Annotated in this window: 5 protein-coding genes; 4 read left to right on the plus strand and 1 reads right to left on the minus strand. The window is 63.5% G+C overall.

Annotation, left to right across the window (positions count from 1 at the left end; all coding sequences use genetic code 11):
- The first annotated feature begins 149 nt into the window (after positions 1-149).
- Positions 150-1,412: a GNAT family N-acetyltransferase gene (locus tag ACOZK4_RS06110; protein WP_421591044.1), complete on the plus strand. Its 1,263-nt coding sequence runs from the start codon at positions 150-152 to the stop codon at positions 1,410-1,412.
- Here the strand turns inward: ACOZK4_RS06110 and ACOZK4_RS06115 are convergent.
- A complete protein-coding gene (locus ACOZK4_RS06115) occupies positions 1,409-3,655 on the minus strand; it encodes an exopolysaccharide transport family protein (protein WP_421591045.1) in 2,247 nt (748 codons plus the stop codon). The two genes, ACOZK4_RS06110 and ACOZK4_RS06115, sit on opposite strands and share 4 nt — an antisense overlap.
- A gap of 212 nt (positions 3,656-3,867) precedes the next feature.
- Between ACOZK4_RS06115 and ACOZK4_RS06120 the strand changes: the two genes are divergently transcribed.
- From ACOZK4_RS06120 to ACOZK4_RS06130, 3 genes are all read left to right on the plus strand, one after another.
- Positions 3,868-4,443: a polysaccharide biosynthesis/export family protein gene (locus tag ACOZK4_RS06120; protein ID WP_421591047.1), complete on the plus strand. Its 576-nt coding sequence runs from the start codon at positions 3,868-3,870 to the stop codon at positions 4,441-4,443.
- Between the two features lie 4 nt (positions 4,444-4,447).
- On the plus strand, positions 4,448-5,614 hold the full coding sequence (locus ACOZK4_RS06125; protein ID WP_421591049.1) for a glycosyltransferase family 4 protein: 1,167 nt from the start codon (positions 4,448-4,450) through the stop codon (positions 5,612-5,614).
- Positions 5,615-5,693: 79 nt separating this feature from the next.
- On the plus strand, positions 5,694-7,268 hold the full coding sequence (locus ACOZK4_RS06130; protein ID WP_421591051.1) for an undecaprenyl-phosphate glucose phosphotransferase: 1,575 nt from the start codon (positions 5,694-5,696) through the stop codon (positions 7,266-7,268).
- The last annotated feature ends 64 nt before the right edge of the window (positions 7,269-7,332 follow it).

Here is a 7,332-nt window from a genome sequence, read left to right on the forward strand (position 1 = left end):
CGGTTTCCATTATGGAATTGCTAACCGCTCCGGCCAATTTCGCCGGGGCTCTCCCGCAAGGCCACTGGATTTAAACCCTTTTCCCAAGCCTAGTGCCTATTGTGCCAGTGCGGCGATGCTGCCGCTGGCCAGATGACAAGGGTCGTGCCATGGGAGCGATGCAACTCAATTTCCAGATCATGCCGTCCGAGCGCGAGCTCGCAACCCGGTATTTGGGAAGCGTTGCCGATGAGGGGCGCGCGCCCTCCGTCGTTCCCCTGTCGCTGCGCCTTCACGACCGCATGGAGCCGCTGGAAGCCAAGTGGCGCGCGCTGGAGGCCGACAACACCCTTTCTCTCCACCAGAGCTATGACTGGTGCCGTGCCTGGGCTGAGACGCATGCCTGCAAGCTTCTGATCGTCGAAGGCTTTGTCGGCGGCAAGACGCATCTGATCCTCCCACTCGAAATCAAGCGTCACGGCCCGGTGCGCACCGCGCGCTTCCTCGGCACGGCCTTCAGCAATATCAATACCGGTCTTTATACCGAAGAATTCCGCTTCCTCGCTGCGCCGCCGCGCCTGCGCCAGGCGCTGGAGCAGGCACGCGGCCAGTTTTCGCGCTATTTCGATCTCTTCATGCTGGAAAAGGTGCCGCTCGACTGGCGCGGCGAGACGAATTCCTTCGCCGACCTTCCCGCTACGCTGAACCAGAACGCCGCCTTCCAGCTCGAACTCTTCGAGGATTTCGAGCGCACGCTGGCGCAGGTCAATGCCAAGCGCCGCCGCAAGAAATTCCGCACCTCCGAACGCCGGCTGGAACTGCTCGGCGGCTACGAGCATGTCGTGGCGGAAAATGCCGACGATTGCCGCGCTCTGCTCGAAGTGTTCTTCCGCCAGAAGGCTGCCCGCTTCGACACGATGGGCCTGCCGGATGTGTTCCGCAACGAGGAGACGCGCAACTTCTTCCGTGCGCTGGTCGCGGTGCCCACCGTTGACGGCAACTATCCGCTTCAGCTGCATGCCGTGCGCCTCAAGGGCGAAAACGACGGCCGGATCGTCGCGATTGCCGGCCTGTCGCGCAAGGGCGACCATGTGATCTGCCAGTTCGGCTCGATCGACGATACGATCGCCGCCGATGCCAGCCCCGGTGAATTCCTGTTCTATCTGGCGATCCGCAAACTCTGCAGCGAAGACGTGCGCCTGTTCGATTTCGGCATCGGCGACCAGCCCTACAAGCGATCCTGGTGCACGATCGAGACGGCGCAGCACGATCTGCTGTGGCCGACGTCCATCGCCGGCACCGCCATCGCCGCCGTGCACCGTGCAAAGGCAGCCGCCAAGCGCATCATCAAGCAGAATCCGCAGGTCTATGCGTTCCTGCAGCGCCTCCGCTCCGGCAAGACGGAATTCATCCGCAGCGAAGAAGCAGACTAAGCTGCCGCCCTGTGGCCCGGATAGCGCGGCGGTTCGCCTTCCTCGCCGGTCATCAGCACGATCTCGGTATAACCGGCCTCGCCGAAGGCGCCGATCAGGTCGACGATCGCGTCCTCGTCCGCATCCGGAATGGAGAGTATGATGTCCGTCTCCTGGCCGCGCGTCAGGCGGCGCACGCCTTCCACTTCCGCCGGGCCGCACTCCACGATGACCGTGTCATAGGCGTCCGACAGCGAATCGATCACCATCGACAGGCGGTCGATGCCGCGCATGGCGCGCTTGATGTTGGCATTGCCGCGCGGAATGATGTGGGCATCCGACAGGCGATCGCCGTGAATGATCTCGCTGAAGGCCGCGTCGCCGACCAGAAGATCGGTAATGCCGGGCACATGGGTGGACTGCGCCATCAGGCGCGTCGGGCAGGCCGAGCCGGTGAGGTCGATGATCAGCGTCTTGCGGTGCTCTTCCGCGATGCGGCGGGCGAGCATCACGGTTGCCGTCGAGCCGCTGTCTCCGGAGGGCGAAACGGAGATCGCGACGGAAATATTGTTGTCGATCATGTGGCGCGCGACGGCAGCCACGGAGAAATCGCTTTCCTCTTCGAAGGCATCGACCAGCGATGAATGCGGGCTCTCGCCCTCCTCTTCGCCCTCGTCCGTCTCGATACCGGACAGCAGGGACTTTGCCGGCGCATGGATATCCTTGACCGCACCAGGATCGATGCGGCTGACCGGCACCTTGCGGACGGCAGGCTCCACCACGGCCACTGCCACGACAGGCTCGGCCTCGATCGCCTCTTCCTCCTCGCGCCGACGCGTCGACGGGGCGGCGACGCCGCCGACCGGTTTCAGGGCGCGACCACTGAACAGTTCGGCGAGCAGGATGACAATGGCGCTCAGCGCAAAGCCGGCCACACCACCGACGATGGTGATCGGAATGACCTTGGGGAAATCGACCTCCGTCGGCTCGACGGCAGCGGAGATGACGCGGGCGTCGGCCGGCGTCGAGTTGCTGTCGGTGCGCGAGGTCGCTTCGCGGTAGCGCGCCAGATAGGTTTCGAGAAGCTGGCGCTGCGCCGTCGCTTCGCGTTCCAGCGCCTTCAGACCCACCTCGTCTTCGCCGGCACGCGCCGTATCGGCCTTCACCGTATTGAGCTGCTGCGCCAGCTGCGTCTCGCGCAGCCGCGCCGTCTTCGCCTCGTTTTCCAGGCTCGACAGGATCTTTTGCGTTTCAGACTTGATCTGCGCGCGGATGCCGACGAGCTGCGAACGCAGGCCCTTGAGGCGCGGATGGCCTTCGAGCAGCGACGTGGAAAGGTCGGAAATCTGGCCCTGGATCTGCGCCTCGCTTTCCTTCAGCCGCTGGATCATCTGCGAGCCGACCACTTCGCTCAGCGTATCGGGCGCACCGCCGTTCTTCAGCACGGCACGCACGCCTTCCGCACGCGCTTCGGCCGTCGCGCGCTCACCGCGCACCCGCGTCAGTTCCGTCGAGATATCGTTGAGCTGGCGCACGGCGAAGGTGGAGTTTTCGCCGGTCGGCAGGAGATCGGACTGCGAGCGGTATTCGGCGACCTTCTGCTCGGCCTCGCGCACCTTCTCGCGCAGATTGGCGATCTCGGGCTCCAGCCAGCGTGTGGCCTCGGAATTGGTGTCGAGCTTGGCGCCGCTCTGCAACGAAAGATAGACCTTGGCCATCTCGTTGGGAATGGCGGCGGCAAGCGTCGGGTCCTTCGAGGTGAATTCGATGGCGATGACGCGCGACTTCTCCACCTGATAGACGGTGAGCTTCTCGTTGAATTCCTTCAACACGCGCTCTTCCGGGGGCAGCTCGAGCGGGTTCTTCTTCACGCCCAGCAGCACGAGCACATCGGAAATCGCCGACGGCTTGGCGGCCGCATCGAATTCCTCCAGTTCATGCAGCTTCATATTGCGCGCGACCTGCTTGATAAGATCGGCGGACTTGAGAAGCTGTACCTGGCTGGCGATGCCGAGTTCGTCGAAGGCCGGCTGTTCGCGGCCCTGTGCGCGGTCCGAGCCCGTCGTGAAAGCCGGTTCGCGCGTTTCGATGAGAAGGCGGGATTCGCTCTTGTATTTGGGGGTGATGAGGTTTGCGCCGACAAAGGCCAAGCCTGCGCAGGCCACCGTTGCCAGCAGTACACGCATGCGGTTGCGCCAGATCGCGCCGAACAGACCGCCAAGGTCGATATCGACATCCTGCTGGCTCTCGTGAACGCCCGACATATCTCAACTCCAAACACGACGACTTGCCCGCACGGTAAACAAACATGGTAACGCAAGAGTTAATTACCGTTGGTTGTCGACCGCCCTCGTCGCGTCTCTTTCACGAAAAATCGCATTGCCCGGCGATGTTCCTGCCCGATCCTTTACCAGCCATTAACCCTAACGGAACGATAACGGACGCCAGAGTTCTGATTTCCGGATTGGGAAAGCGAATGACGTTCGCAACGATCAACAAGGGTATGCTGCTTGCGCTGGCGCTGATTGCGCCGGCCGTATCCGGCTGCAGCGGCTATCGCCCTGCCCCCAAGGCCTTCCACGAGGCGACCATCCAGCCCTACCGCCTCGACAGCGGCGACCGGCTGCGCATCACCGTCTTCGAGCAGGCCGGCCTCAGCAACACCTATTCGATCGATCAGGCGGGTTACGTCGCCTTCCCGCTGGTCGGCGCGGTGCCGGCACGCGGCAAGACGATCCAGGAACTGGAAGGCGCCATCGCGGCTAAGCTGCGCCAGGGCTATCTGCGCGACCCCGACGTTTCCATCGAGGTCGACCGCTACCGCTCCATCTATATCATGGGCGAAGTGGGTCAGGCCGGGCAGTACAGCTATGTCGCCGGTATGACCATTCAGAACGCCATCGCGGTTGCCGGCGGTTTCTCGCCGCGCGCCAACCAGGGTGATGTGGACGTGACCCGCAAGATCAACGGCAAGATCATCACGGGCCGCGTCTCCATCTCCGACCCGATCCTGGCCGGCGACACCATCTACGTTCGCGAACGGCTGTTCTGAGCCTATGGCTGACGATGGGCCTCTGCGCATCATTCATTGTTTCCGGTCGCCCATCGGCGGGATCTTTCGGCATGTGCGCGATCTCGCGGAGTTCCATGCCAAGGCCGGTCACGAGGTTGGCATCGTCTGCGACAGTCTCACGGGCGGCTCGTTCGAGGACGCGCTGTTCGACGAGATCCGCCCCTATCTTTCGTTGGGCCTCGTCCGCCTGCCGATCAGCCGCGCGGTGAGCCTGCGCGATGTCGGGGCCTTCAGGCACAGTTATCGTGAAATCAAAAGTTTGCGGCCGGATGTGTTGCACGGGCACGGCGCCAAAGGCGGCGCCATTGCCCGGCTCATCGGTTCAGCCCTGCGGGTCAACAGGTATTGCGTAGCCCGCCTCTATTCGCCGCATGGCGGCAGCCTCCACTATGATCGCCGGACCGTCTCAGGCCTTTCGATCCTGACGGCGGAGCGCTTGCTCGAAAAGCTCGGCGATTCGCTCGTCTTCGTCTGCGATTTCGAACGTGACGCCTACACTGCCAAGGTCGGCGGGCCGCGCGTGCGCGCTGAGCGCATCTATAACGGCATTCACGACCGCGACTTCGAGATCGTGCATCCGCGCGAGGATTCCGTCGATTTCCTCTATATCGGCATGCTGCGCGACCTGAAGGGACCCGACGTCTTCGTCGATGCCTTCGCCCGCACCGAGCGCCTCGTCGGCCGCCCGCTTTCCGCCCTGATGATCGGCGACGGGCCGGATAAGGAAAAGTATCAAAACATGATGCTGCGCTGGGGGCTTGGCCGCCGCATCGCCATGATGCCGGCCATGCGCGCCCGCGATGCCTTCGCGCTCACCCGCAACGTCGTGGTGCCCTCGCGTGCCGAGGCCATGCCCTATATCGTGCTTGAAGCGCTCGCCGCCCAGAAACCCGTCATCGCAAGCCGCGTCGGCGGCATTCCCGAAGTGCTCGGCCCTGATAGCATCGCGCTCTGCGAGCCCGGCGACGCCGAGGAGCTTGCTAAGGTGATGACGCAAGCGATCAACGATCCGGATTGGCGTGGCAAGGTCATGCCGGAGCCCGAAACCTTCAAGAAGACGTTCTCGGCCTCCGTGATGTCCGCCTCGCTTCTCGATCTCTACCGCGACATCCTCGCGGGCCAGTCTGGCGGAAAACGGTACGCTTCCTGAACGCCCGGCCTTACGCCACGTAAACGTTTCTTAGGGGCTTCGTGCTATCTCCGGTACAGAGCTCCCACAGGTGCGTGCCATGAACCATGTCGACAAACCCGACTCCTTCGATCCCGAAGAACTGAGGCGGAAGGCTTCCGAAATCCGGACGATCGCAGCCAGCGGCGTCTCGACGGACTATGATGGCGGCAAGACCGTCGAGCTGAACCCGCTCGCCCAGAAGATAGCGCTGCAATTCCGCGCCGACACCTATTCGCCAAGCATGATCATCGGCTTGCTGCGCCTGCTCGAATTCGGCGCGCTCCTCGCTGTCGGCTATGCCATCCATCTTCTTTATGTCAGCGCCGGGAGCCATGGCGTCACGATCTTCTACCTGTCGGTGATGTTCGGCGGCTCGGCCGTCGGCGTGTTCCTGCTGCAACTGGCCGACGCCTATCAGGTGCCGGCGCTGCGCTCGCCCTGGCGCATGACGCCGCGCATCCTCGCCGCCTGGGCCGCCGCCTTCGGCGCGATGGCGCTGGTCGTCTTCTTCTTCAAATCAGGCGAAGAATATTCCCGCGTCTGGTTTGCCTCGTGGTTCGCCGCCGGCGCGGTCTATCTGCTCATCGAGCGCCAGATCATCGCCTATTCGATCCGCCGATGGGCCAGAAACGGCACGATGGAGCGCCGCGCCGTGATCGTCGGCGGCGGCGAGCCCGCCAAAGAACTCATCCGCACGCTGGAACACCAGCCGGAAAACGACATCCGCATCTGCGGCATCTTCGACGACCGCGACGAACGCCGCTCGCCCTCCATCATCGCCGGCTACCCCAAGCTCGGCAACGTCGCCGAACTCGTCGAATTCGCCCGTCTCGCGCGCATCGACATGCTGATCATCTCGCTGCCGCTATCGGCCGAGGCGCGCATCCTGCAGCTCCTCAAGAAACTCTGGGTGCTGCCCGTCGACATCCGCCTTGCCGCCCACGCCAAGGGCCTGCGCTTCCGTCCGCGCAGCTATTCGCAGGTCGGCAGCCTGCCGATGCTCGATATTTTCGACAAGCCGATCGCCGACTGGGACAATGTCGCCAAACGCATCTTCGACATCTTCTTCTCCGTCGTGGCACTGCTGCTGCTCTGGCCGGTGTTCCTGGGCGCGGCGCTTGCCGTAAAACTCTCGTCGCCCGGCCCTGTTCTCTTCAAGCAGAAGCGTCACGGCTTCAACAACGAGATCATCGAGGTCTACAAGTTCCGCTCGATGTACACGCATCTCTCCGACCCGACGGCACGCGCCGCCGTGACGAAGGGTGATCCGCGCGTGACCCCGGTCGGCCGCTTCATCCGCAAGTCCTCGATCGACGAACTGCCGCAGATCTTCAACGTGCTGAAGGGCGAGCTTTCCCTCGTCGGCCCGCGCCCGCACGCCATCCAGGCCCAGTCGCACGACCGCAAATATGTCGATGTCGTGGAGGGCTACTTCGCCCGCCACCGCGTCAAGCCCGGCGTGACCGGCTGGGCGCAGATCAACGGCTGGCGCGGCGAGATCGACCACGACGACAAGATCCGCTTCCGCACGGAGTTCGACCTCTACTACATCGAGAACTGGTCGCTCTGGCTGGACCTGAAGATCCTCGTGCTCACGCCCTTCCGCCTGCTCAACACGGAAAACGCCTATTGAGCGACGCGGCCCTCCCCTATGCCCCACCCTTTCGGCCGCAGACTGCGGCCGTCGGCATTGTGGG

The organism is Shinella sp. M27 (assembly GCF_049199905.1).
Taxonomy (GTDB): domain Bacteria; phylum Pseudomonadota; class Alphaproteobacteria; order Rhizobiales; family Rhizobiaceae; genus Shinella.

Bases quoted from the DNA above. Each gene is read 5' to 3' on its own strand.
- ACOZK4_RS06125 (WP_421591049.1), top strand. From the start codon at position 4,448: ATGGCTGACGATGGGCCTCTGCGCATCATTCATTGTTTCCGGTCGCCC.
- ACOZK4_RS06130 (WP_421591051.1), top strand. From the start codon at position 5,694: ATGAACCATGTCGACAAACCCGACTCCTTCGATCCCGAAGAACTGAGG.
- ACOZK4_RS06115 (WP_421591045.1), bottom strand. From the start codon at position 3,655: ATGTCGGGCGTTCACGAGAGCCAGCAGGATGTCGATATCGACCTTGGC.
- ACOZK4_RS06110 (WP_421591044.1), top strand. From the start codon at position 150: ATGGGAGCGATGCAACTCAATTTCCAGATCATGCCGTCCGAGCGCGAG.
- ACOZK4_RS06120 (WP_421591047.1), top strand. From the start codon at position 3,868: ATGACGTTCGCAACGATCAACAAGGGTATGCTGCTTGCGCTGGCGCTG.